24 protein-coding genes are annotated in these 24,877 nt (G+C 69.0%); 8 read left to right on the top strand and 16 right to left on the bottom strand.

Translation table 11 applies throughout. The features are described from left to right. Nucleotides 1–31: 31 nt before the first annotated feature. A complete protein-coding gene (gene mutL / locus E3U25_RS21035; protein ID WP_116223140.1) occupies nt 32–1,849 on the top strand; it encodes a DNA mismatch repair endonuclease MutL in 1,818 nt (605 codons plus the stop codon). A gap of 234 nt (nt 1,850–2,083) precedes the next feature. Next, nucleotides 2,084–2,455, top strand: coding sequence for a DUF3775 domain-containing protein (locus E3U25_RS21030; RefSeq protein WP_116223141.1), 372 nt, complete (start codon nt 2,084–2,086; stop codon nt 2,453–2,455). A gap of 200 nt (nt 2,456–2,655) precedes the next feature. On the opposite strand, the gene E3U25_RS21025 is transcribed toward E3U25_RS21030, so the two are convergent. From E3U25_RS21025 to E3U25_RS21005, 5 genes are all read right to left on the bottom strand, one after another. Further along, entirely contained in the window at nt 2,656–3,843 is a 1,188-nt protein-coding gene (locus tag E3U25_RS21025) for a PQQ-dependent sugar dehydrogenase (protein WP_116223142.1), read from the bottom strand. 67 nt (nt 3,844–3,910) lie between these two features. Further along, nucleotides 3,911–4,966 carry a saccharopine dehydrogenase gene (locus E3U25_RS21020; protein WP_116223294.1) on the bottom strand — a complete coding sequence of 352 codons (1,056 nt, stop codon included), beginning with the start codon at nt 4,964–4,966 and terminating at the stop codon, nt 3,911–3,913. 23 nt (nt 4,967–4,989) lie between these two features. Next, nucleotides 4,990–5,841, bottom strand: coding sequence for a C40 family peptidase (locus E3U25_RS21015; RefSeq protein WP_116223143.1), 852 nt, complete (start codon nt 5,839–5,841; stop codon nt 4,990–4,992). After that, the gene (locus E3U25_RS21010) at nt 5,838–7,235 is read right to left on the bottom strand and encodes a leucyl aminopeptidase family protein (RefSeq protein ID WP_114536262.1); all 1,398 of its coding nucleotides are present in this window, start codon (nt 7,233–7,235) and stop codon (nt 5,838–5,840) included. Before E3U25_RS21010 ends, E3U25_RS21015 begins: the two co-directional genes overlap by 4 nt. A gap of 72 nt (nt 7,236–7,307) precedes the next feature. Then, nucleotides 7,308–7,685, bottom strand: coding sequence for a hypothetical protein (locus tag E3U25_RS21005; protein WP_166435617.1), 378 nt, complete (start codon nt 7,683–7,685; stop codon nt 7,308–7,310). A 145-nt stretch (nt 7,686–7,830) separates the two neighbouring features. On the opposite strand from E3U25_RS21005, the gene E3U25_RS21000 reads away from it, so the two are divergent. Further along, nucleotides 7,831–8,481, top strand: coding sequence for a carbonic anhydrase (locus E3U25_RS21000; RefSeq protein WP_036751485.1), 651 nt, complete (start codon nt 7,831–7,833; stop codon nt 8,479–8,481). A 98-nt stretch (nt 8,482–8,579) separates the two neighbouring features. On the opposite strand, the gene E3U25_RS20995 is transcribed toward E3U25_RS21000, so the two are convergent. The 5 genes from E3U25_RS20995 to E3U25_RS20975 all read right to left on the bottom strand — a co-directional run bounded on the left by E3U25_RS20995 (nt 8,580) and on the right by E3U25_RS20975 (nt 14,431). After that, nucleotides 8,580–9,680 (bottom strand): flagellar basal body P-ring protein FlgI, encoded by a 1,101-nt coding sequence (locus tag E3U25_RS20995; RefSeq protein ID WP_114536260.1) that lies wholly within the window; start codon nt 9,678–9,680, stop codon nt 8,580–8,582. Continuing rightward, complete coding sequence (locus E3U25_RS20990; protein WP_116223145.1) at nt 9,677–10,696, bottom strand: flagellin; 1,020 nt, start codon at nt 10,694–10,696, stop codon at nt 9,677–9,679. Before E3U25_RS20990 ends, E3U25_RS20995 begins: the two co-directional genes overlap by 4 nt. Next, nucleotides 10,693–12,150 (bottom strand): flagellar hook-associated protein FlgK, encoded by a 1,458-nt coding sequence (gene flgK / locus E3U25_RS20985; protein WP_116223146.1) that lies wholly within the window; start codon nt 12,148–12,150, stop codon nt 10,693–10,695. The genes E3U25_RS20990 and flgK overlap by 4 nt, the downstream gene beginning before the upstream one ends. Nucleotides 12,151–12,203: 53 nt before the next feature. Next, complete coding sequence (locus E3U25_RS20980) at nt 12,204–13,544, bottom strand: flagellar hook protein FlgE (RefSeq protein WP_116223147.1); 1,341 nt, start codon at nt 13,542–13,544, stop codon at nt 12,204–12,206. Nucleotides 13,545–13,630: 86 nt separating this feature from the next. Then, nucleotides 13,631–14,431, bottom strand: coding sequence for a flagellar motor protein MotB (locus E3U25_RS20975; protein ID WP_036751495.1), 801 nt, complete (start codon nt 14,429–14,431; stop codon nt 13,631–13,633). A gap of 211 nt (nt 14,432–14,642) precedes the next feature. Between E3U25_RS20975 and E3U25_RS20970 the strand changes: the two genes are divergently transcribed. From E3U25_RS20970 to E3U25_RS20955, 4 genes are read left to right on the top strand one after another with little or no spacing between them, the layout of a single operon-like run. After that, complete coding sequence (locus E3U25_RS20970) at nt 14,643–15,323, top strand: paraquat-inducible protein A (protein ID WP_036751497.1); 681 nt, start codon at nt 14,643–14,645, stop codon at nt 15,321–15,323. Then, a complete protein-coding gene (locus tag E3U25_RS20965; protein WP_036751499.1) occupies nt 15,320–15,979 on the top strand; it encodes a paraquat-inducible protein A in 660 nt (219 codons plus the stop codon). The genes E3U25_RS20970 and E3U25_RS20965 overlap by 4 nt, the downstream gene beginning before the upstream one ends. After that, complete coding sequence (locus E3U25_RS20960; protein ID WP_116223148.1) at nt 15,976–18,042, top strand: PqiB family protein; 2,067 nt, start codon at nt 15,976–15,978, stop codon at nt 18,040–18,042. The genes E3U25_RS20965 and E3U25_RS20960 overlap by 4 nt, the downstream gene beginning before the upstream one ends. 1 nt (nt 18,043) lies before the next feature. Continuing rightward, nucleotides 18,044–18,694 (top strand): PqiC family protein, encoded by a 651-nt coding sequence (locus E3U25_RS20955; RefSeq protein ID WP_036751501.1) that lies wholly within the window; start codon nt 18,044–18,046, stop codon nt 18,692–18,694. Nucleotides 18,695–18,783: 89 nt separating this feature from the next. Here the strand turns inward: E3U25_RS20955 and ferA are convergent, their stop codons facing one another. From ferA to E3U25_RS20935, 4 genes are all read right to left on the bottom strand, one after another. Continuing rightward, complete coding sequence (gene ferA, locus E3U25_RS20950; RefSeq protein WP_036751503.1) at nt 18,784–19,332, bottom strand: flavin reductase FerA; 549 nt, start codon at nt 19,330–19,332, stop codon at nt 18,784–18,786. A gap of 57 nt (nt 19,333–19,389) precedes the next feature. Continuing rightward, the gene (locus tag E3U25_RS20945; protein WP_116223149.1) at nt 19,390–20,211 is read right to left on the bottom strand and encodes a 3'(2'),5'-bisphosphate nucleotidase CysQ; all 822 of its coding nucleotides are present in this window, start codon (nt 20,209–20,211) and stop codon (nt 19,390–19,392) included. Then, nucleotides 20,198–21,550 (bottom strand): TldD/PmbA family protein, encoded by a 1,353-nt coding sequence (locus E3U25_RS20940; RefSeq protein WP_116223150.1) that lies wholly within the window; start codon nt 21,548–21,550, stop codon nt 20,198–20,200. The genes E3U25_RS20945 and E3U25_RS20940 overlap by 14 nt, the downstream gene beginning before the upstream one ends. Before the next feature lie 97 nt (nt 21,551–21,647). Further along, nucleotides 21,648–23,216 (bottom strand): DUF2125 domain-containing protein, encoded by a 1,569-nt coding sequence (locus E3U25_RS20935; RefSeq protein WP_116223151.1) that lies wholly within the window; start codon nt 23,214–23,216, stop codon nt 21,648–21,650. An 86-nt stretch (nt 23,217–23,302) separates the two neighbouring features. On the opposite strand from E3U25_RS20935, the gene E3U25_RS20930 reads away from it, so the two are divergent. Then, complete coding sequence (locus E3U25_RS20930; RefSeq protein ID WP_166435618.1) at nt 23,303–23,920, top strand: enoyl-CoA hydratase/isomerase family protein; 618 nt, start codon at nt 23,303–23,305, stop codon at nt 23,918–23,920. Nucleotides 23,921–23,980: 60 nt separating this feature from the next. Here the strand turns inward: E3U25_RS20930 and E3U25_RS20925 are convergent, their stop codons facing one another. Together E3U25_RS20925 and E3U25_RS20920 are read right to left on the bottom strand one after the other, a co-directional pair. Next, nucleotides 23,981–24,322, bottom strand: coding sequence for a DUF2853 family protein (locus tag E3U25_RS20925; RefSeq protein ID WP_116223153.1), 342 nt, complete (start codon nt 24,320–24,322; stop codon nt 23,981–23,983). Nucleotides 24,323–24,401: 79 nt separating this feature from the next. Further along, complete coding sequence (locus E3U25_RS20920; RefSeq protein WP_114536250.1) at nt 24,402–24,836, bottom strand: HIT family protein; 435 nt, start codon at nt 24,834–24,836, stop codon at nt 24,402–24,404. Nucleotides 24,837–24,877: the final 41 nt, after the last annotated feature.

The following is a 24,877-nucleotide window of genomic DNA, read 5'->3' as shown; positions in this document are numbered from 1 at the left end:
CGCCGCGCCGGGAAATGCTAGATCTGGGGGCATGAACACCCATGCCCCCAAGATGCGTCCCGTCATCCGGCAATTGGACGAGGCCGCGGCCAACCGCATCGCCGCCGGCGAGGTGGTCGAGCGCCCGGCCTCGGCCGTCAAGGAACTGGTCGAGAACGCGCTCGATGCCGGCGCGACGCGGGTGGACGTGGCCATCGCCAAGGGCGGCAAGGTGCTGATCCGCGTCAGCGACGACGGCTGCGGCATGACGGCCGAGGATCTGCCGCTGGCGCTGGCCCGGCACGCGACCAGCAAGATCGACGGCAGCGACCTTCTGGACATCCGCAGCTTCGGCTTTCGCGGCGAGGCGCTGCCCAGCCTCGGCGCCGTGGGCCGGCTGTCGATCACCAGCCGCGCCGTCGGCCATGACGGCGCACAGATCGCCGTCACCGGCGGGCGCATCGGTCCGGTCAAGCCGGCGGCGGGCAATCGCGGCACGGTGGTCGAGCTGCGCGACCTGTTCTTTGCCACGCCGGCGCGGCTGAAATTCCTGCGCACGGACCGGGCCGAGACCCAGGCCGTGGCCGAGGCGATCCGCCGCCTGGCCATGGCCGAGCCCTATGTCGGCTTCACGCTGACCGACGAGGAAGAGGGCCGGGTGCTGTTTCGCGCCGATGCCGAGCAGGGCGAGCTGTTCGGCGCCCTGCAGACCCGGCTGGCCCGCGTCATGGGCCGCGACTTCATCGACAATGCGCTTGCCATCGACGCGACGCGGGACGGCATCACCCTGACCGGCTTTGCCGCCCTGCCGACCTATTCGCGCGGCGCGGCGGTGGCGCAGCATCTTTACGTCAACGGCCGCCCGGTGCGCGACAAGCTGCTGACCGGGGCGCTGCGGGCGGGCTATATGGACGTGCTGGCCTCGGGCCGGTATCCGGCGGCGGTGCTGTTTCTGACCTGCGATCCGCACCAGGTCGACGTGAACGTGCATCCCGCCAAGGCCGAGGTCCGCTTTCGCGAACCGGGCATCGCCCGCGGGCTGGTGGTCAGCGCGCTGCGCCATGTGCTGGCGGGGGCGGGGCATCGCGCCTCGTCCACCGTAGCCGCGGCGGCGCTGGGGGTGGCGCGGCCCGAGTCGGAGCAGCCGCGCCGCTATCAGGCCAGCTACGCGCCCGCCCGCCCCTCGGGCCCGGCCATCGCCGCCAGCCTGGCCTTTCAGGCACCGGGCTTTGCCGAGGCGCCGACCGCGCGGGTCGAGCCCGAACCCGAAGCCCAGCCCGAGCCTGCGGCCGAGGCGCCGCTGGGCGCCGCCCGCGCGCAGCTGCACGAGAACTGGATCGTCGCCCAGACCGCCGACGGCATCGTCATCGTCGACCAGCATGCCGCGCATGAACGCCTGGTCTATGAGCGGCTGAAGGCGCAGCTTGATGCCAGCGGCATCGCCAGCCAGGCCCTGCTGATCCCCGAGATCGTCGAGCTGTCCGAAGCCGACGCCCAAAGCATCCTTGCCATCGCCGATGAGCTGGCCGCGCTGGGACTGGTGATCGAGCCCTTCGGCGGCGGCGCCATCGCGGTGCGCGAGGTGCCGGCGCTGATCCAGCGCCTGGACGCCCGGCGGCTGATCCGCGACATCCTGGACGACCTGGCCGACCAGGGCACGTCCGAACGGCTGCGGGCGTGGGTCGATGCGGTGCTGTCCTCGATGGCCTGCCACGGCTCGGTCCGCTCGGGCCGGCGCATGTCGGCGGACGAGATGAACGCGCTTTTGCGCGAGATGGAGCGGGTGCCGAAATCCGGCCAGTGCAACCACGGCCGCCCGACCTGGATCGAGCTGAAGCTGTCGGACATCGAGCGGCTTTTCGGCCGCTGAGCGATCCCGCCCGGCCGCGACCCGATGACGCAGGCGCGGCCGATGCCCGGCACCTTGGCCCGCCCCCCTGCCCCCCGCTTGCAGCCGCGCCGGGCTTTTGCCCGCGCCTGCCGTCCCGCGCGGACCGCTCGGGGGGCCATGGCCGGCGCGCGGTCCATCATCGCGCCCGCTTCGATCCCGATTGACCCCGGCGCCGGTCGGGGCGACAAATGGACAGATCCCGGAGGTGCCGCCATGCTGGAAATCAGTCCCGAAAAGATCGCCCATGTCATCATCCGCGCCCGCGAATACGAAAGCGGCGTGAACCCCTGGGCGCATAGCGGGCATCGCAAGGGCCATGGCACCCAGACCGAACTGGCCGAGTTCATCGCCAGCCTGAACGAGGACGAGCAGGCCAGCCTAGTCGCGGTGATGTGGATCGGCCGCGACACCTTCGGCCCAGAGGATCTGGACGAGGCGATCGAGACCGCCAAGACCGAGCGCAGCACCCCCACCCAGGATTACCTGATGGGCGAGCCGCAGCTGGCCGATTACCTGGAAGCGGGGATGGAGGCGCTTGGCGTCTCGCCCGAGGATGCCGAGGACGCGTTGCAGCGCCCGGTCTAGGGTCCAGATCGTCGACAATCCTGTTCGGAAGTCGAGAGCCTGCGGAGGCAAGTGCAGGTTCCCGGTTCTCAGCCGATTGTGGCTGCCGTCTTGGTGGCGATCCCAGGCTTTTGGTCCAGCGTCGTGATCGGGACCGGCAATCGGCACCTTGCCCTACAGTGCGGCGACCGGGCCTTCTCCCGCGAAGGCGCACCCGGCCCTCAGCCGCGCGCCAGCCGGATCAGCTCGCCCCCATCGGTCAGGATCAGCAGCGCCCCGTCCGGCGCCAGTTCGATGTCGCGCACGCGGCCGATGCCCTCCAGCAGGCGCTGCTCTCCGCTCACGCGGTCGCCCTCGATGCGCAGCCGCACCACCGCCCCGGCCTGCAGGCCGCCGATCAGCGCATCGCCTTCCAGTTCCGGGAACATGGCGCCGCGATAGAACACCATCCCGCTGGGCGCGATCACCGGATCCCAGTAATAGACCGGCTGCTCCATCCCCTCGCGCTGGGTGATGCCCTGGCCGATGGGGCCGCCGCTGTAGTCCTGGCCATAGGTGATGACCGGCCAGCCATAGTTGCGCCCGGCCTGCGGCAGGTTGAGTTCGTCGCCGCCCTGCGGGCCGTGCTCGACCGTCCAGAGCCGGCCCTGCGCGTCCAGCGCCGCCGCCTGGATGTTGCGATGGCCCCAGGACCAGATCTCGGGCCGGGCCTGCCCCTCGGTGAAGGGATTGCCGGGCGCGGCGGCGCCGGTGGCGGGGTCGATGCGCAGCACCTTGCCCAGATGCGTGCCCAGATCCTGCGCCAGCTGCCGCGGCTCGGGGCGCGAGCGCTCGCCGGTGGTGACGAACAGCTGCCCCTGCCGGTCGAAGACCAGGCGCGAGCCGAAATGCAGGGTCGAGGCCCAGGCCGGCTCCTGCCGGAAGATCACCCGCATCTCTTCCAGCGCGGTGCCGTCGGCCGACAGCCGCCCGGTGCCGACCGCGGTGGCGTTGCGGCCATTGCCGCGCGGCTCGGAAAAGCTGAACCAGACCTGCCGCGTGCTGGCGAAATCCGGCGCCACCGCCACGTCCAGAAGCCCGCCCTGGCCGCGGGCATCGACCTCGGGCATGCCCTGGATGGGCTGGGACAGCTGGCCGTCGCGGTAAAGCCGCAGCGTGCCGGTGCGTTCGGTGATCAGCAAGCCGCCATCGGGCAAAAGCGCCATGCCCCAGGGATCGCTGAGCCCCCGGATCAGCGGAACCCGGCTGATCGGGATCTGCTCGCGGATCTCGGGGGCGCGGGTCTGGCCGGGAAAGGCCGGGCTCTGCCCGCTGGCGTTCGGGGGACGGTCGTTCAACTCGGCCAGCGCCGGTGGGGCGGCAAGGCACAGGACAAGGCTGGCGGCAATGGCAGCGGGTCGCGTCATCATGGTCGCATCCGTCTGACTGGGGTTCGCGGCCCAACGTCCCGGCCGCCGCTTGCGTTCCCGGCCGAGGTCAAGGCGCGGCCAGATGGTCCCGGAACAGCGCCCCCGCCCTGCCCCAGGCCCCCTCGTCGATGCGGTCCAGGCGCTTCAGCACCGGCAGCAGCTGCGCGGCATAATCCAGCGCGCTTTCGCGCGGCAAGAGCGAGGGCAGGTTGTCGATCGCCATCACGTCCAACGGCGGGCGCTCGGCCAGGCGGATCGCCGGCCGGTCCCAGTCGGTCGCGCGGTCATAGACCTTGACCGGGTTGAAATCGCTGGAGGGATCGCAGGCAACATCGCCGATCACCGTCAGCGCCCGGCCGGGCCCGACCGCCTCGGGCGGCACCAGAACCGGGGTCTGCGGCCCGGCCAGGATGCAGTTCACGAACAGCTCATGCGCCAGGATCTCGGGGAAGGGGCCGCCGCCGGCCGTCTCGGCCATGTCCCATTTCGTGACCCGCACCCCCATGCGGGCCAGCAGGTCCGACGCGCCGCTGCCCACCCGCCCCAGCGCGCCGACGACGATGGCATGCGGCCGCGGCGCGCCGGTCGCGTCCAGCTCGGCCCGCAGCTCGTCCTGCATCGTGTCTTGCGAGGGCCAGGCGGCGACCGGCCCGCAGAGGCTGCCGCGCCGCTGCGCCGCCCAGGCCTTCAGCGAGACCGCGGCCCCGGCAAAACCGGCCCAATAGCCGAAGGCCGCCAGCCGCCGGCCGCTCTCGTCGGTCAGGTATTCCAGGTCATACAGCACGCCGCCGCCGTCGCGAAACCGGCGCAGCAGCGCCAGCCCGGCCGGCTGGCCCTTGTAGGCATGGCCGAACATGATGTGGCGATGCGCCAGGGGCGTGCCATCCTCGGGCAGTTCCTTGAGGCCAAAGACGATGGCCTCGGCCGGGGCGCCGGGCCAGGAAGCCGCGGGCGCGATTTCGGCCCCGGCCGCGGCGTAACCGGCGATGGGCAGGATGCGATGCGGGCTTTCCTCGATCGTGACGCGGAAGCCCTGCGCAATCAACTCGCCCACGCCGGCGGGGGTGATGCCGACCCGCTGTTCATTGGCGCGGCTTTCCGCGCGGACCCAGAGATGAACCATGCGCGCCTCCTTTGCGGCCAAGGCTAGGGGAACGGCGCCTGCACGGCAAGCGAGGGCCGCCTTGCGCCGCGGAACGGTCCCTGCCCGGCCGCGTCGATGCGCGCGATGGCCTGGGCGATGGGCTCGACGATTACCGCCATGGCGAAGGCGGTGGCATGGATCATCCGCTCGCCGTCCAGCGCCAGGGCGACATGGCCGGGCCAGAACAGCAGGTCGTTGCGGCGGATCGGGCCGTCGGCCGGGGGAAAGGCCGCCTCTTGCAGGTCGCTGTCGCCGGGACAGGGCACGGCGCAGGCCGCCAGCGCAGCCTGCGCCAGGCCCGAGCAGTCGATGCCGCAGCGGCTGTTGCCGCCCCACAGATAGGGCGTGCCCAGGAAACGCTCGGCCACCGCGGCAGGATCGCGCTCGGCCCGGTCCGCGATATGCTGCGCCGGCACCCAGCCGCCCTGCGCCAGCCGGGCGAAACCGTCCCGCATGGCGATGACCGACAGCCGTGCGCCCAGCGACAGCCGCATGGATTCGGGGGTCTTCATGTCCGGCTCGGCATAGACATGGGTGGCCGGGGCAGTGACGCGATGGGTGACGGCCGGCATCTGCCGGCTCAGCCCCTCGGCCCGGACCCAGCCGCAATAGCCGTCCGCCGCCGCCTGCACGAAGGCCCAGCCCCCGGCCTGCTCCAGCTGCACCAGGTCGGCGCCGAAGTTCAGCTGGCGGTCGCGGACGCCGCCGGGCGCGCGGCACAGATCGGCCAGCGGCGCGGCCAGCCGCATCGGCTGGCCGGGCGTATAGGCCGGACGCTCCAGGATGCCGCGCAGGGATTCCAGCGCCACCCGCTCGGTCGCCGGGATCAGCCGGCGGTCGGCGGGCGCGGTCATCGCAGGATTTCCGGCAGGGCGTGCAGGATGGCGCGCATGGCCTGGCCCGCGCCGCCCTTGGGCCGGCCGGGCGCGGCACTGGGCTGCCAGCCATAGATGTCGAAATGCGCATAGGCCCGCGCCTGGCCGGCAAAGCGGCGCAGGAACAGCGCCGCGGTGATCGCCCCGGCAAACCCGCCCGAGGGCGCATTGTCCAGATCGGCGATGGCCGGCTCGATCATCGCCTCATAGGGTTCCCAGAAGGGCAGGCGCCAGACCGGGTCGCCATGGGCCCGGCCGGCGCCCTGGATCGCGGCCGCCAGCGCGTCGTCGTCGCAGAAGAAGGGCGGCAGTTCGGGGCCAAGCGCGACGCGGGCGGCGCCGGTCAGCGTCGCCATCGACACCAGCAGCTCCGGCGCCTCCTCCGCCGCCAGGGCCAGCGCATCGGCCAGCACCAGCCGGCCCTCGGCATCGGTGTTGTTGACCTCGACCGTCAGGCCCTTGCGGCTGGTCAGGATGTCGCCGGGGCGGAAGGCATTGGCGGAAATGGCGTTTTCCACCGCCGGGATCAGGATGCGCAGCCGCATGTCGCGATGCAGGCCCAGTCGGGCCAGGGTCTCGGCCAGGCCCAGCACATTGGCCGCGCCCCCCATGTCCTTCTTCATCAGCGCCATTGAGGCGGCCGGCTTGATGTCCAGCCCGCCGGTGTCGAAACAGACCCCCTTGCCGACCAGCGTCAGCCGCGGCCCTTCGCCCGGAAAGCGGATGTCGATCAGCCGGGGCGCTTGTGCCCCGGCCCGGCCGACGGCGTGGATCATCGGGAAGTTGCGGGCGATGAGGTCGTCGCCGCAGACCACCTCGATCCCGGCGCCATGCCGCCCGGCCAGGTCGCGCGCGGCCTGCTCCAGCTCGCCCGGACCCATGTCCGAGGCGGGGGTGTTGATCAGGTCGCGCGCCAGGTATTCGCCCGCGGCCATGGCGATCAGCCGGTCGCGGTCCAGCCCCTCGGGGCAGACAAGCCGGGCGCCCGGCGCCTCGACCCGCTTGTAGCGGTCAAAGCGATACTGCGCGAAAAGCCAGCCCAGGGCGCCCAGGGCCAGATCGAACCCCTGCGGCCGATTCGCCAGGCGCCAGTTGCCGGCCGGCAGCGCCTCGGCCGCCCGTGCCAGCGCAAAGCGGTCCCGTGCCGGGCGATCCGTGGGCTGGGGACCGAGGCCGAACAGTGCGCCGCCAAGCCCGCCATCCGGCAGGGGAAGCAGGCAGACCTGCCCCGCCTTGGCCGCAAAGCCCTGCGCCCGGGCCCAATTCGCAGCCAGGGGGTCGATGTCGGAGGGCAGGTCGGGCCCTGCCTCGCCCGGCCGGACCAGCCAAAGCGGAAGCGAAGGGGCATCGGAATCGGCAAACTGGGGTATCATCGGCATGGTCGTGACCTTCTGTCCTTTGCGGCACCCTAGCGCCCAGGCCAAGGGCTGCAAGGGCGCGTTCGTTCAAGAGATTTCCGGCGGATCCCACAGCTCGGTCAGCGACCGGTTGCCGATCCGTTCAAGCCTGCAGGTCGTGGCGGCCAGCGCCGGTTCGTCCTGGCGTTCCGCGCAAGCGCCGACATCGATGGCGACCCCCGCCAGAGTGACGAGCCCGACCTGCCAGGCCAGCCGCGAAAGCTGGTCGGCATTGGCAACGACGGCCCCCAGGTCGCCCCGCCGCGAAGCGGCCACCGTGCGGCCCAGCGCCAGCGCAAGCTGTTCCAGTGCCGCGCCGATGATCTGGCCAGCCGCGGGCTCGCCCAGTTCACGAACGATCTGTTCAAGCCTTTGCACGTCGATCCGAACCGTCTCGTCCATGCTGAGAACTGCAATCTTCGTCATTCCCGCTCCCATATGGGCTTCCTGTCGCGCTGAGGCGCAAGCTGGCATCAATCCATCAAGAAAAGGTTATGAGGCGCGCGCTAAACCACTCGAACTTTATCGGTCCAGCCGCTATCACTCGTGCGATCGGTAGATGAGGATAGGAATGAAAGAAGCACGTCCACTGCCGCTGTATCTGGTCCAGCGCTACCACGGCTGGCGCGCCACAGCCTTTGTCGAAAATCGCGTCTGGTTTCGCCGTCTGGCCGAGGACGGCCAGCATCCCCGCGCCATGGTCATCGCCTGTTGCGATTCGCGCGTCCATGTGACCTCGATCTTCGGGGCGGATACTGGTGAATTCTTCATTCACCGCAACATCGCCAACCTGGTCCCGCCCTATGCCCCCGATGGCGAGCAGCACGGCACCTCGGCTGCGGTCGAATATGCGGTGAATACGCTCAAGGTCGCCCATGTGGTGGTGGTGGGGCATACCAATTGCGGCGGCGTTCAGGGATGCCATGCCATGTGTTCCGGCCATGCGCCCGAGCTTGAAGAGAAATCCAGCTTCGTCGGCCGCTGGATGGACATCCTGCGTCCGGGATACGAGCGCGTGGCGACGCTGCCGCCCGAACAGCAGATCCGCGGACTCGAGCGGCAAGCCGTTCTCGTTTCGCTTGAAAACCTGATGACCTTTCCCTTCGTGAAAACCGCTGTGGAATCGGGGAACCTGTCCTTGCACGGGGTCTTGCACGACATCGCCGAGGGAACGCTGGAGCAATACGATCATCAGGCCGGGGGCTTCACGCCGGTCATCTGAACCGCCGCCCGCCGCCGCTGACTGGGCCAGTTGCAGGTGCGGACAGGGATCGCCAAGTGCCCGTAGCGCAGTCGCCCGCAACGGGCGGCTGTTCCGTTTTAGTTCACGATGAATTCGGCGTGCAGCGCCCCGGCGGCATGGACCGCCTTCAGTATGTCGATCATGTCGCGGGGCCTGATCCCCAATGCGTTGAGCCCCGCAACCACCTCGGACAAGGATGATTCGCCGGATACTTCAGCAAAGCCGATCCCCGGCTCCTGGGTGATTTCGGCCTGCGTTCGGGGCAGAACCACGGTTTCTCCCGGAGAGAAGGGGTTCGGCTGCGACACGACAGGGGTTTCCCGCACCCGCAGGGTCAGGTTGCCCTGGGAAACCGCCACCCGCGAGATGCGCACATCCTCGCCCATGACGATAGTGCCGGACTTGTGGTCAATGACGACGCGAGCCGCTGTCTCGGGCTCGACGGTGATATTCTCGATCTGCCCCATCAGCCGCGCCGGGTTGACCCGACCCAAAACGGTCGAGTCGATCACGATGGTTCCCGAATCCACCAGTTCGGCCAGCCCACGTCCCAGCGTGCGATTGATCGCGGCCTCGACACGGGCGGCGGTGGTGAAATCGGGGTTTCTCAGCGCCAGGCGCAGGTTCGTCATTTGCGAGAAGTCGAAGGCCACTTCCCGCTCCACCCTGGCGCCCGAGGGGAGAGTGCCCGTCGTAGGCACGCCCTGGACGACCGAGGCAGCCGCGCCGGAAGCCTCGGCCCCCCCTGCCAGGACCGAGCCTTGCGCGACGGCATATATCTCGCCGTCTGCCGCGTTCAGCGGCGTCATGACCAATGTGCCGCCAAGCAGGCTTTTCGCATCGCCTATCGCGGCCACGCTGACATCGATCTGCGAACCGGCGCGCGCGAACGGCGGCAGGGTGGCGGTAACGATCACCGCCGCCACGTTCTTGGGACGGAATGCTTCGTCAGTGACATTGACGCCCAGCCGCTCAAGCAAGCCGGCCATGATCTCTTCGGTAAAAGGCGAGTTTCGCAGGCTGTCGCCCGAACCGTTCAGGCCGACGACAAGGCCATAACCGACCAGGTCGTTGCCGCGGACGCCGTCGATATTGGCCAGATCCTTGATCCGAACCGGCGCAGCAAGGCCCGGAGCTGCAAGGCCGAACAGAATCAGCAGAAGATATAAGAACCTCATGACAGGTAATCCGTGAGGCTGAGCCGGGAAAGCCGGACCGTGATGGCATAGAGGCTTTGAATCTTCGCTTCGGTCTCTTCCAGGGCGGTGACGGCTTCGGCGGGGTCGGCGCCGATCATGTTCGTACGCGCAATGGAAAGCGTCGTCGTTTCAGCCGAGTTTCTGGCCTGCGCCTGGGTAACGGCCGCCTGCTGTCGGCCCAGATCGGCGCGGGCGGTGGTCAACCCGAGCGTTGCCTTGGCCAGCCGGCCCCCCGCTTCGGAGAAGAGATCCCGCAAGGTCGCATCGTCGATTGCCGACCCGGCTTCGGACGCATAGGCCATCACGGCCATTCCCTTGAGCGTATCGCGCAGCTCCGCGGAATTGGCCGACAGATTGCTGTCGATCCGATGTTCGGGCGAGATCGAAAACCGGGTGCTGCCGTCATCGTCCCCCTGATAGACCGTGTCGGAAAAGCCCCCGGTTCCCTGGGGTGCGTCAAACCATGCGTCGATGCGGCTTGCGATAGTTGCCGCGGTGGTGGCACCGGCAACCGCGGTATTCAGTTCCGCGAGCATCGTTTCAAAACTGCCCAGCGCTGGACTGTCGGTTCGGTTGCCCCCAAACAAATATTGCCCGGCGGTGGTGGTGTTCAGGGTTTCGAACATCGACTGGAAATCCCGCTTGATGCTGTCGGCGCGCGCCCTAAGGTATTGCTCTTCCAGAATATTACGTTCGGTCAGCACGCTGGGCCCCAGGTCGTCTACGACGGCTTGGATCTGCCCAAGCGCGGCCTGCATGCCCGCTAGCCTGTTTTGCGCCTCGGATGTGTTTTGCTGGAACGTGGTCAGCAGCTTCAGCCGGGATTCGATATGCGAAATCCCTGACAAATCGCCTGCCAGCGCTTTGGGAATATCCGATTTGACTCCGATCATCATTTCTTGGGTCAGCCGGTCCAGCCTGGCTTTCAGCCCCTGCTGCCCAAGCCGGAGTTGATAGGAACGGGAAAGGTCGCCGATGGAATGAAAAGGGGTCATGTCAGCCTCAGGATAGCATCCAGCATGTCATTTGCGGTCTGAAAGACCTTGGCATTTGCGGCATAGGCACGCTCCAGCGCGAGCAGGCCTTCCATTTCCTTGTCGCTGTCGACCCCTTCAGCCAGAAGGGCCGCCTGGAGGCCGGACTGGCGCGCGCTGCTTTGCATGGCGCCAGCTTCGGTTCGGATGCGATTCGTCGCCGCAGCCGAGGTCAGGTCCGCCGAAAGGCCCTGCAGACTGCGCGGCACGGCGGACAAGCTGGTCGAATCCGGCGAACGCGAGGCCGAGAGGGCCGATCCGAGCCGGTCAAGCAGCGTGCTTTCGCCAGAACTGCCGGGGCCGGTCGCATTGATTCCGGCGCGAATCCGCCACAGTTGCCCGCCCGTCTCGGGGTTCACCGCCCAGGCAACGGCAATGCGGCCGGCGAAGCCGGTTTCATCGGCCGAACTGAAAGCGCCCTGGGAATCGGTGAACAGCCCTGGGTCGCCTGGGGCCAGAGAGGGGTCGATCGCAGGATCGGACAGCCTGTCGTATAAATCGCGTGCGAAAGCGTCGATCTGCTGCTGATAGGCCGGGGCGATCTGGTCGCGAATGGCAAAGTTCGCCTCCAGGCTGCCGCCGTTAAACATGGTGTGCTGCATATCGCCGAGCGGCTTTCCGTTCAGTGTCAGCCCGGAAAGCGCGCCGCTGGCCGTGGACATATCGGCGGTGATGCTGGAGACAGCGCTGAAACCGATCCGGGCCGGCTCGGTCCCGTCCAAGAGAATGGCGCCACCGGAGGTGAACAAGGCGACCCGGCCATTTTCGCGCGGCACTTCCTTGATAGGCACGATATCCGATACGCTGTCTATGAGCGTCTGGCGCGCATCCAACTGCGACGAAGCGTCTTTGCCTTGTGCCGACAGGGTGACGATCTGCGCATTCAATTTCGCCACTTGCTCAAGCGCCGTATTCAGCCGCGCAACGTCATTTCCGATGGCCTTTTCCGCCTTGCTGCGCTCGGCCTGGATGGTCGCGGAGATGTCGTTGACCTTTTTTGCCAGGGCCGTGGCCGTATCCAGCACTACTGCCAGGCGCGTCTCGCTGTCGGGCCTTGCGGCCGCGCTGGCCAGGGCGGATTCGAAATCTGTCAGGGTTTGCACCAGCGAGGACGCCTCGGTCCCCGTGCCGAAGGCTTTCTCCATCGCGGCGTGATAGGTCGTCACGGTCCGGGACGAACCGACATCCGCCTGGGCCAGGCGATTGTCGGCGATCAGCCCCGCCGTGACCATTCGGGTAACGCCGTTGATGCTGACGCCGCCGCCCAGCTCGGCCAGGCGCGAGGACAGGTCGAGTTCCCTGCGCGCATAGCCCGGCGTCAGCGCATTCGCGATGTTGGAGGACACGATTTCCGTGCCCCGCGAGGCCGCGGTCAGGCCCGAAACGGCATTGGAGATGGCGGACGAAAGGCTCATTTGCAGGCTCCGGTTTCCGAGCGCGGGACGGCAGGAAGCCGTCCCGGTCAATGTCAGCGTTTGAGATTGGCGGTTTCCTGCAGCATCTCATCGACGGTCTGGATGACCTTGGCGTTCGAGGTATAGGCGCGCTGGGTCTGGATCAGGTCGGTCAACTCGGCCGCGACATCGGTCGTCGATGCCTCGCGCGCATAGCCGGCGATTGCGCCGGTCGGACCGTCACCGGCGTCCCACAGGTAGAACGCGCCGGATTCAGGCGAAATCTTGTAGGTCTGGTTGTCCATTGCGATCAGACCGTTCGGATTGGGAACATCCACCAGCGGCACCTGATACAGGGTCCGCGTGAAGCCGGTGTCATAGGTTGCGCGAAGATAGCCGCTTTCATCGATCTCGAGCGCCGTCAGGTTGCCGACGGGCGAGCCGTTCTTGGTCACATTGGCCGGCGAGAAGCTGGTGCTGAGCTGGGTGATGCCCTGGCTGTCGCCATATCGCCCCAGGTTGATGGTCATCGGCCCGTTCGCGCCGGGGACGGTAAGAAGCCCGGTCGCCGCGCTATAGGCGCCGCCGGCCACCGTGGTGACTGCCGCAAGCGTGCCGCCGCCGGGCTGGCCGTCCTGGAATTCCAGCGTGTAGACGCCGATCAGCGATTCGTCGGCGGGGGTGGCCGGATCGTTGATGATGGCCGAATCGCGGATCTCCATCGTCCAGCGGTTCGTGCGCGTCCCGGCCGCGCCCGTCACCTCGGGCGTGAAGCTGACCGTCATCCTTTCGGAATTGCCGAGGTTGCCGAAATATTCGACCTCCATGTCCCAGGCGTCGCCGGCCGCGCCGGCGACCGCGTCGTCGGCGGGCAGGTTCACGCGCAGGTTGATCCGCGTCGTCGGGTCGGCCGCGGTCTGGCTGGGATTGATCAGGATCGGTTGCAGGCCGGTCGCGGAATCGCGCGGCTGGCTGGAAATCGTGCCGTCGGCATTCGCCGGCCAGCCCATCAGCACCAGGCCCGAGCTGGTGCGAAGATACCCTTCGTCGTCGGTGCGGAAGGACCCTGTCGTCGTCATCACCAGTTCGCGCTGCGTGCCCGGTCCCGAGGCCAGGGATGCCGAGTGGATCACGGGCAACATCCCCCGGCCCGAAATCGCGATGTCCATCGGATGCGATGTGGGAACCAGGTTGCCGCGCTGATCGACCAGCCGGCTGGTCGAGGCGCGGACGCCGCCGGCCGTATAAAGCCCCCCGCCGCGTCCCTGGTTGATCACCATGCTTTCGAAACTGGTGTCCACCCGCTTGTAGCCATAGGTGCCGGAATTCGCGATATTGTCGGAAATATTGGCCAGGCGCGTGGAATTGGCGGCAAGCCCGGACACCCCGGCACTGAAGGCAGATGAAATCGACATTCTGATATTACCCTGTGTGAGTCGTTCTGCGTGAAGTTTGCCGGCCGGGGGTTAACATGCCGCTAACGGCGCCCTGCCCAGGCCGGTCATCTCAGTAAAATCACTTCGATCCGGTTGTTGTCGGGGTCCATCGGGTTCACCGACCGATTGCGCCGGTCGGCGAAGGCGGTGACGCGCTGGATGCGCGCGCTGTCGAAGCCCGAGCCCTCCAGCAGGTTGCGCAGGGCATGGGCGCGGGCGTCCGAGAGCGCCCAGACCGGCGACTGGATCAGCATCTCGGGATAGGCGCGGACATGGCCGGTCAGCGCCACCTCGTTCCTGATGCGCCCCAGGACGCCCGCGAGAATGCCGGCCAGTTCCTTCATCGCCGGGGTGGGCTGGGCGCTGTCGCCGACGAAAAGCGGCTCGTCCATCAGGTCGGTCAGTTCGATCACCAGCCCCTCGTCCGTCATGCGGGTCACGACATGGCGCAACAGGTTGACCTTTTGCATGGATTCCGCGCCGCTGCCGGTCAGCTGGTCCTGGACATGGCGGGCCATCTCCTCGAAACCCGATTCCCGGCCTTCGCGCGCCTGCGCGGCCAGCGTGTCGCGCGAGGCGCCGGCGCCCTTGCCCGAATCGGTTTCGGCATCCTGCACCTCGCCCCCGAAGGGGCCGTCTTGGCCGCTGCGGGTCGAATGGATCAGCGTCGGGTTGAAATACTCCGCCAAGCCCTGCCGCTGCTTTTCGGTGGTGGCGTTCAGCAGCCACATGAGCAGGAAAAAGGCCATCATCGCCGTGACGAAATCGGCATAGGCGACCTTCCAGGCGCCGCCGTGATGCCCGGCTTCGCACGCGCCCTGAACCTTCTTGATGATGATCGGGGCGCCGCCACCGTTCCCGGCCATGAACCATTCCTTTCGTTGCCTGCCCGGAAGGTCTAGCGTCGCGCGACCAAATACCAGTTAACCGCTCAAATGCCGCCTATTTCCCTTGGGCGACGCCTGCCGCGGCGCCGCGTTGCCGGGGCATATCGGCGCCCCTGCCGGCCAGCACGGCCGGTTAACCGGACCAGCCGCGGCATCTTGCGCCGGCCCCGCGCGCGGATATTCTGTGCCGATGCAGACCGAAGGCGAATATGACCTGTCCACCGGCGCCGGGCTGACCGCCTGTCCGCGCTGCGACGCGCTGCATGTCGAGCGCGAGCTGGAGCCGGGCGAGACCGCGCGCTGCCTGCGCTGCAACACGCTGCTGGCCAGCCCGCGCGCCGGCGCCTTCACCCGGATCATCGCGCTGTCCTTTGCCTCGCTGGTGCTGATGGTGGGGGCGGTGTTCTTTCCGTTCCTGGAAATCTCGCGCATGGGATTCGGCAACGAAACCTCGCTGTTCGGCGTGGCGCTGGCCTTTTCGCACGGCGCCCTGATGCCCCTGACCGTGGCGGTGCTGGGCATGATCGTCGGGCTGCCGGTGCTGCGGGCGCTGCTTCTGGTCTATACGCTGCTGCCGCTGGCGCGGAAACGCCGGCCCTTTGCCCATGCCGTGCCGGCCTTTCGCCTGTCCGAGACGCTGCGGCCCTGGTCGATGGCCGAGATCTTCGTCATCGGCACCGCCATCGCGCTGGTCAAGGTGGGGGGCTTGGCCAACATCAGCTTCGGCCCGGCCTTCTGGGCCTTTTGCGGGCTGATCCTGGTCAACGCCGCCAGTAACGCCTTTACCAGCGCCGCGACGATCTGGGACGCCATCGAGGATGCCGGCATGGCCACCGACGGGCGCGAGATCGTGCCGGAGCCGCGGGCATGAGCGCGCCCGCCCATGACGCGCCGGTGCTGACCGCGCATCGCGCCGGGCTGGTCGGCTGCCGCAGCTGCGGCCGGGCCTGGCCGGAGGCCGAGACCATCTGCCGCCGCTGCGGCAGCGCGCTGGTGCCGCCGGACCGGCGCTGCCTGAACGCAGTCTGGGCCTGGCTGGCGGCGGGGCTCATCTTCTACATCCCGGCGAACCTGTTCCCGATGCTCAAGACCTCGACCTTCGGCGGGCTGCGCGGCAACAGCGAATCCACCATTCTCGGCGGCGTGGTCGAGCTGATGCATTACGGCAACTACGGCATCGCGGCGGTGATCTTTGCCGCCTCGGTCATGGTGCCGGTGGGCAAGTTCGTCGCCATCGCCTGGCTGGCGACGGTCGCGGGGCGGCCGGCGACGGTCGAGGCCGCGCACAAGCGGCTGGTGCTTTACGAGGTGGTCGAGTTCATCGGCCGCTGGTCGATGATCGACGTCTTCGTCGTGGCGATCCTGTCGGCGCTGGTGCAGCTGGGCTTCGTCGCCTCGATCCATCCCGGCCCTGCCGCGGTGTCCTTTGCGCTGTCGGTTGCCTTCACCATGCTTTCCGCGCAAAGCTTCGACCCGAGATTGATCTGGCGCGGCCTTCCGCTGCGCAGCCGCAAGGACCATGAATGACCGACAGGCCCTCGCCCGAGCGCAGCGACGCCCCCCTGAAACCCGCCGAACCCGTCCGCAAGCCCGCCGCCCGTGCCGTGCGGGCCGGGCTGCCGCTGATCTGGCTGGTGCCGATCGCGGCGCTGATCGTGACGCTGGGCGTGGGCTGGAACATGATCGCCGGGCGCGGCACGCTGGTCTCGGTCGCCTTCAAGGACGCGACCGGGATCACGCCGGGCGAGACGGCGCTGAAATTCCGCGAGATCACCGTGGGCAAGGTCGAATCGGTGCGCTTCACCGAGGATCTGCAACAGGTTCTGGTGAACATGCGCGTGGACAAGGATCTGGCCCCCTATATCGACAGCGAATCGCAGTTCTGGATCGTGCGGCCCCAGGTTTCGGCCCAGGGCATCTCGCGGCTGGACACGGTGCTGACCGGCGCCTTCGTCGAGGGTTTCTGGGACGACAAGCCGGACGAGCCGCAGACCCACTTCCAGGGGCTCGACCGGCCGCCGCTGACCAGCTTCGGCGAAAAGGGCACCTGGATCGTGCTTGCGACCGAACGCTCGCGCGGCATGACCGAGGGCGCGCCGGTGATGTTCCGCGGGCTGCCGGTCGGGCAGATGCAGAACCTGCGCCTGGCCGAGGACGACGAAAGCGTGCTGGCCGACGTCTTCATCGCCGCGCCGCATGACGCGCGGCTGACCACCAGCACGGTGTTCTGGGACACCTCGGGCTTTTCGGTGTCGCTGGGGGCGCAGGGCCTGTCGCTGAACGTGAACTCGCTGGCCTCGGTGCTGCAGGGGGGTGCAGAATTCGCCACCCTGACCTCGGGCGGGCGGCCGGTCGAGGACGGCCATGTCTTCACCCTGCAGACCGACGAGGCGACGGCGCGCACCAACCTGTTCTCGGACGAGGCGCAGGCGCTGCGGCTGACCATGCGCATCGGCGAATCGGTCAAGGGGCTGGAGACCGGCGCCAATGTGCAGTTCATGGGCCTGACCGTCGGCCGCGTCACCGACCTGGCCGCCCGCGTGATCGCCGATGACGAGGGGCGCGAGCATATCGAGCAAGAGGTGACGCTGGCCCTGACCCCCGCCCGCCTGGGCCTGCGCGGCGACACTACGCCCGACCAGGCGCTGGATTTCCTGGCCGGCCAGGTCCGGGCCGGCCTGCGGGCGCGGGTGGCCAGCGCCGGCTTCTTCGGCACCTCGCTGCAGGTCGAGCTGGTCGAGCTGCCCGATGCCGCGCCGGCCGAACTGGACCGCGCCGGCGATCCCTATCCGCTCATCCCCTCGGTCCCCGGCGAAATCTCCGATTTCACCGAGACGGCGCAGGGCTTCCTGACCCGCGTCGGCAACCTGCCGATCGAGGAGGCGCTGAAATCCGTCACCGACATGATGAACAGCGTCACCGCCATCGCCAGCAGCGAGGACACCCGCGCCATCCCCGGCGCCCTGCGCGGCACGCTGGAGGATGCCCAGGCCGCCGCGGGCGAGATCCGGCAAGTCACCACCGAGCTGCGCGAATCCGGCGCCGTGGGCCAGCTGCGCCGCATGGTGGACGAGGCGGCGGCCGCGGCCGAGGCGGTCAAGCTCGCCGCCGCCGACGTGCCGGCCATGGTCGACCAGATCGACGCCGCCGCGGTCAAGATCGAGGCGGTGGACTATGCCGCCATCGGCACCGAGGCCGAGGGCATCCTCAGGGACGTGCGCGCGCTTCTGGGCACCGAGGATGCCGAGCGGCTGCCCAGGGATCTGTCCGAGACGCTGAAGGCCGCATCGGGCCTGCTCAACGACCTGCGCGACGGCAATGCCGCGGGCAGCCTGAACGATGCGCTGGCCTCGGCCAGCACGGCGGCGCAGGATGTCTCGGACGCGGCGAAACGCCTGCCGCAGCTTTCGGCGCGGCTCGAGGCGCTGGCGGCGCGGGCCGATGCGGTGATCGCCGCCTATGGCGACCGCTCGAGCTTCAACAACGAGACCATCAACCTGATGCGCGAGATGCGCCGCGCCGCCAACGCCTTCGGCAGCCTGGCGCGGACAATCGAACGCAACCCGCAAGCCTTCATCCTGGGACGATAAGATGCGCCTGATCCTTGCCTCCGCCGCCTGCCTCGCCCTGCTCGGCGCCTGCTCGAACGGCGAAAAGACCGCGCGCTACCTGATCGACCCGCCCACGACGGGCGAGCGGGTGCCCGACCGGCTGGGCACGGCCGAGCTGAAGGACGTGTCGCTGCCCGAATATGCCGCGGGCGACGAGGTCAGCTGGCAGAGCGGCGACGGCGCCGTGCGCTCGAACACCAGGCAGCTCTGGGCGGACAACCCGCAGCGCGCCTTCACTCTGGCGCTGGCGCGCAGCATCTCGGACCTCTCGGGCGCCACGGTGATCGCCGAGCCCTGGCCGCTGGCCGAACCGCCCCGGCGCCGGCTGGAGGTGCGAGTCGAAAAGGCGCTGGCGCAGGCCGACGGCAGCTATCGCCTGTCCGGGCGCTATTTCGTCGCCGACGAGGGCGCGGGCGGCGCCAACCAGGCGCGCGGCTTCGACATCTCCGTGCCGCTCGCCGACCAAGGCCCCGCCGCCATCGCCCACGCGCAATCCCAGGCCATCGCCCGGCTTGCCCGCCAGATCGCCACGCTTTCCGGGCCGGGCCGGTCGATCCGCACCAGCACCGCGCCGATGCCGCGCATGGACGACATCTTCTCGCAGCCGCTGCCGCCGCTGGAAGGCAGCTGAGCCGGCTTTCTCCGTTTTCCAAATACTCCGGGGGAACGCCTTGCGTGCCCCATCAAGGGGCGCGCAAGGCGTGGGGGCAGAGCCCCCCGCTAGGCTCCATCGTCGGGCTCGAACTGGCCGAAGCGGCCGGCGGCGAAGACCAGCGGATGATCGCCCGGCCCCGCCACGGTCACGCGCAGCACCCGCCCGATCAGCACCGAATGGTCCCCCGCCTCATGCACGGCATGGGCGGCGCAGTCGAACCGCGCCGCGACGCCGGGGATGACCGGCACGCCCTCGGGGGTCGGCACCGTGTCCAGCCCCTCGAACTGGCGGCCGCCGCGGGTAAAGCGCAGGCAGGTCTCCAGCTGCTCCGAGCCCAGCACATGCACCGACCAGGCCGCCGCCCCGGCAAAGGCCGCATGCCGGGCCGAGGCGCGGGCCGGGCACCACAGCACCAGCGGCGGCTCCAGCGAGACGCTGGAGAAGCTGTTCACCGTCATGCCCAGCGGCCCCTGCGGCCCGGCGGTCGTCACCACGGTCACGCCGGTGGCGAAACGCCCCAGCGCCTCGCGCAGCAGCCGCGCCTCGGCCGTGGCGGGGTGAAAGGTGATCTCGTCGGCCAGCCGGTCGCGGGTCGCGGGGGGAAGTCGGCTCATGTTCGCGCCCTGTCATCTGCGGGACATGGCCAGAACAGCTCCGGCCTTTTCCCCTTCTTAGTCGGCAGGCGGCGAGGCATCAAGCGGACCGCCCGGCAGGACCATCCGCGGGGTCATCGCCGCGATCATCTGGCCGTGCAGGGCGGGCGGCGCCACCACCAGCCCGTCGGTCAGCGGCCGCGCCGCGTTGAAGCGCATCGGCGCGCCGGACAGGTCGCTGGCCACGCAGCCGGCGCGGGCAGCGATCAGGCTGCCGGCGGCCACGTCCCATTCCCAGGCCGGGCGGGTGGACAGCGTGGCGTCGAACTGCCCGTCCGCCACCAGGCACAGCCGCCAGGCCAGCGAGGGGCGGAAGCTGCGCTTGACCGGCGGCGCCACGCCGCGCCAATGCACCGGGTCGAGGCTCGGCTTGCCGGTCAGCACCCGCGCGCCCTCGAACCCCTGCGCCGAAGGCGCGATGGGCTTGCCGTCGCGCAGCGCCGGCCCGTCGGCCGCGGCGGCATAGGTCGTGCGCTGCGCCGGCAGATGCACCACGCCCGCCACCACCCGGTCGCCGCGGGTGATCGCCAGCGCATGGGAAAAGCCCACCTGCCCGTCGATGAAGGCGCGGGTGCCATCGATCGGGTCGATGATGAAGCAATGCTCGGCCTCAAGCCGCGCCGGATCGTCGGCGCTTTCCTCGCTCAGCCAGCCGTAATCGGGACGGGCCGTGCGCAGCAGGCGCTCCAGATGCGCGTTGACGGCCAGGTCGGCCTCGGTCACCGGGCCGGCGCCGCCGGCCTTGTCCCAGACCCGCGGCTCGCGCCGCCAATAGCGCAGCGCGATCTCGCCCGCCTCATGCGCGGCCTGTTCCAGAAGCGCAAGGTCACTCGCCGGCAACGGTCATCCCTTCGACCAACAGGCTGGGCACGCGCATCGCCCGCCAGTCGGGCAGGTCGCAGGCGGCGGTCAGGCGCAGCAGCATGTCGCGCAGGTTGCCGGCGATGGTGCATTCGTTGACGGCATAGGCGATCTCGCCGTTCTCGACCCAGAAGCCGCCGGCGCCGCGCGAATAATCCCCGGTGGTGCTGTTGATCGAGGCGCCCAGCATCGAGGTCACGACCAGCCCGCGCCCCATCTCGCGGATCAGCTCGTCCCGCGTTTTGTCGCCCGCGGTCAGCTCCAGGTTGGTCACGCCGGGCGAGGGCGGGCTGCCCGCGCCGCGCATGGCATTGGCGGTCGAGTCCATGCCCAGCTTGCGCGCCGTGGCCAGGTCCAGCGTCCAGCCCTGCAAGACGCCGTCGGCCACGATCAGCCGCGGCGCGGTCGCCAGCCCCTCGCCGTCGAACAGGCGCGAGGAGCCATAGCGCGGCCGGTGCGGATCCTCGCGCAGGTCGAACCCCCTGGGCAGCACCCGTTCCCCCAGCGCATCGCGCAGCCAGCTGGCGCCGCGCGCCACCGAGGCGCCGTTCACCGCCGCGACCAGATGGCCGATCAGCCCCGAGGCGACGCGCTCGTCATAGAGGATCGGGAAGGCGCCGGTGGGCGGCTTGCGCGCGCCGCGCCGGGCGACGGTGCGCTCTCCGGCAAGCCGGCCGATCTCTTCGGGCGCGGGCAGGTCGGTGGCGTGGACGCGGCTTTCGCCGGCCCAGTCGCGCTCCATCCCCAGCCCCTCGCCGGTGATGGCGACGGCGGACAGGCTGTGGCCGCTGCGCCCGTAGCCGGCCGAGAAACCGTTGCTCGCCGCCAGCCACATGTGGCGCTGCGAATGGCTGGCGCCGGCGGATTCGATCGTCGAGACGCCCTCGACCGCCAGCGCCGCCGCCTCGGCGCGCAGGGCCAGATCCTGCAAATGCTCGGGCGTGGGCTCGGCATCGTGGTCGTAAAGATCCAGCCGGGCGCTGTCGGTGTCGCGGGCCAGCTGCTCGGGCTCGGCCAGGCCGAGCGTGTCGTCGACCGGCGCCTCGCGCGCCATGGCGACGGCGCGGGCGGCCATTTCCTCGATGGTCCGGGCCGAGCGGTCCGAGGCCGAGACGCAGGCCTGCCGCCCGCCGACCAGCACGCGCAGCCCGATCTCGACCCCCTCGGCGCGCTCGGCATGTTCCAGGTGCCCGGCGCGCACATCGACCGAGACGGCGGCCGCCTCCAGCGCCACGGCATCGGCCTGGTCGGCACCCGCCTTGCGTGCCGCCGCCAGAAGCTGCTGCGCCAAAGCCTCGAGTCGATGGTATTCGGACATGCGGTTCACCTTGGAATGGGACACGGGGGCCGTGGCACCAACGCCCGGCCCCCGCGATGCGATCCGTCAGGGCGCCGGGCGCCGCGCCCCGGAGGGGTTACTTGATCTGCTGGCCGTTGGCAAAGATCGAGCCGTCTTCCTTGAACTCGAGCCTGGTTTCCAGCTTGTCCTCGCCCTCGGCGACCGGCTTGGCGAACATGGCCATCATCATCCGCACGCCCATGATCTGGTCCTCGGGGATCAGGCCCATGGCGCCCAGCTTGTCGATCAGCCCGTTCACGCCCTCGTAGCGGGCATGGACCTCGCCCACCGGGGTGGTCATGTCGCCGCTTTCCGGGGCTTTCAGCGCGCCCTCGGCATTCACCTTGGCGCCAAGCGCGTTCAGCGCGAACTGGTTGATCGCGACCTCGACCGGCTCGAAGGGCTGCGGGTCGGCCTCCGCCGCCTCCATGCCCTCGGCACCGTCCGCGGTCCCGTCGGCCTCGGCTTCGGCCTCGTCCGAGGCGGGCGCCATGCTGGCCGGGTCGAAGATGTCCTTTGTCACCTTCATCTGCCCGGTCACGTCGATGTCCAGCGAGGCCGGGTCGCGCGGCAGCTGGCCCTGTGCGTCGAACAGGTTCCAGATCGCATCGCCCAGCGTCAGCCCGGCCAGCGAATAGGCGAACTTGAAGGGCTGCGCCTGCTCCGACTGCATCACCGGCATCTGCATGTCGAAGCTGCCGCTTTCGATGGCGTAGTTGATCGGGAAGGGCATGTCGCTGCTGGTCAGCTCGAAGCTGCCGGCATCCGAGCCCGCCTGGTAGGTCATGCCGTCCTGCGACAGGCCGAAGCTCAGCTCGAAGCCCTTGCCGTCGTATTTGCCTGCGCCGCTGGTCTCCTGGCCGTCCTCGTCGGTGCCGGCAAAGTCGAAGCTGACGGCCATGGCGCCGGCCTTCAGCACGCCGTCCATGGCAAGCCCGGCCTTCAGCGCGGCGTTCATGTCCTCTTCGATCTTCGTGCCGTCGGGCACCGCCATCTCGCCCGAGGTCTCGGCGCCGTCGATGCTGCCCTCGAACTTGACCTTGTCGTCCTCTTCCGAGGTCACGTCGCCGCTGAAGGTGATCCGGCCCGACTTCATCGCATAGTCGTATTTCGCCGGCGATCCGGCGACGATATGGAAGGTGCCGGTCGAATCCGCCACGCCCACCTTGATCGGCAGCGGGGTTTCCTTGTCGCCGCTCTTGATCGTGGTCAGGGCGAAATCCATCGTCGGATAATCGAATTCATGCGTCATGTCCTCGGGCGCGCCCGAGGTGACGATGACGTTGCCGGGAATATCCAGGGTAAAGGGCACGCTATAGCTTTGCCCGTCGGGATCGGTGCCATGCGCCTCGCCGGTCATCTGGTCGGCAAAGACGGTCCTGACCGTGCCGTCGCCGCTTTCGCTCAGCGTGATCCGGGCAACGCTGAAGTCGACCTGGCTTTCGGGCATGCCCCCGTTGATGACGACATCGCTGAGCGTCAGCGTGTCGTCGGCCTTGTCGCGATTGCCCTCGGTCACGCTGTAGCCGAGCGATTGGTAATAATCGACCCAGGACTGCCACACCTGTTCCGAAGTCACATCGGCAAGCGCCGGGGCAGCCATCGCGGCCAGCGCCAGGGCCGAGCTTGTCAGTCGCAGGTTCATTTCATAACACCTTTTCGGCGAGAATTGCATAAGAAACACCGATCCGGCTTTTGCCACAGCCAGCGCGCGGGTCCAAGGAGGGAATGATGATCACCAGGGAAATCGTCGGCGGGATCGGCCGCATCACCATCGCGCGCCCGGCCAAGGCCAATTCGCTGACCGGCGCCATGCTGGCCGAGCTGACCGCCGCTTTCGACGCCCTGGCCGCCGAGCCCGCGCTGCGCGCCGTGATCCTGACCGGCGAGGGCCCGGTGTTTTCCGCCGGGGCCGACCTGGACGAGGCCCGCGCCGGGCTGGCCCTGTCCCCGCAATGGGAGCGGCTGTCGTCCCGCGTCGCCTCGATGCCCTGCCTGACCATCGCCGCGCTGAACGGCACCGCGGCGGGCGGCGCCCTGGGCATGGTGCTGGCCTGCGACCTGCGGCTGGCGGTGCCGGGGGCGAAGATCTTCTATCCGGTCATGCGCCTGGGCTTCCTGCCCCAGCCCAGCGACCCCTTGCGCCTGCGCGCGCTGGTCGGGCCGTCGCGGGCCAAGATGATCCTGATGGCCGGCCAGAAGATCCCGGCCGCCGAGGCGCTGGCCTGGGGCTTGGTCGACCGGCTGGTCGCGCCCGAGGCGCTGCTGGACGAGGCCGCGGCGCTGGCCGCCGATGCCTGCGCCGCCGACGCCGCCCATGTCGCAGCGATCAAGCGGATGCTGGATTGACCGCGCCCGGCCGGGGTTCAGCGCCCGGCCGCGACCTTTCGTGACGTTGCGTCACCGCCGTCAGGCATAGGCCGCCTGTTTGCCGAAATGCGTGCAGAGCATGTAATAGACCACCGCGCGATACTTGTTGCGGTTGGAGCTGCCGTATTTCGCGATCACCTCGTCGATGGCGGCGGAAAGCTCGGGGCCGTCGGGCAGGCCCAGCTTTTTCACCAGGTAGTTGGTCCTGATGCGCTCCAGCTCGGCCTTGTCCGATCCGGCCACGGTTTCCCCGTCGGCGTTGTAGATCGAAGGCCCGCAGCCGATGACCACCTTGGCCAGCAGGTCCATGTCGGGCGCGACGCCCAGCTTGTCCTGCATGTCGGCGGCGTATTTGGCGATCAGATCGTCGCGCTTGCTCATGCGCTGTCCCCCTTCGGATTGGTCCATCCCAGGGGAAAGCCTAGCGCCGGCCTAATAAATATCAACCAAAACCGCGCGTTCAGCCGTCGAAGGCCGGGGCCAGCGCCTGGGCGATGCGGGCGCCCTCGTCGGCCGGCAGCTGCGGCGGGGCCGCGAAGCTGCCGATGCCGTCCTTCAGATAGGCCTGCGAGGACACGTCATGCACATGGTGCATCGGCACGACATGCGCATGGGCGTGGGCGACATGGATGCCGGTATAGAACAGCGCCACCCGCTCGACCGCGTAAAGCGCCTTCATCTGCCGGGCCAGGCGCTGCGCGCAGCCGGTGATGCGGGTGGCTAGATCCTCGGGCAGATCCTCGAACCAGGGATAATGCCGCTTGGGGATGACCAGGCAATGGCCGGGACGGATGGGATGCAGGTCCAGGAAAGCCAGGATATGCTCGTCCTCATGGACCCGGTGCGCGGGCAATTCGCCGCGCGCGATGCGGCAGAACAGGCAATCGTCGGACATCTGGCGCCCCCTCCTCCACGATATGCGGCGCGGCCCCGGCG

Source organism: Paracoccus versutus, from assembly GCF_029909795.1.
In the GTDB taxonomy this organism is placed as follows: Bacteria; Pseudomonadota; Alphaproteobacteria; order Rhodobacterales; family Rhodobacteraceae; genus Paracoccus; species Paracoccus versutus.
The sequence above is the reverse complement of the archived record's forward strand: the minus strand, read 5'-3'. Positions and strand labels throughout refer to the sequence as shown.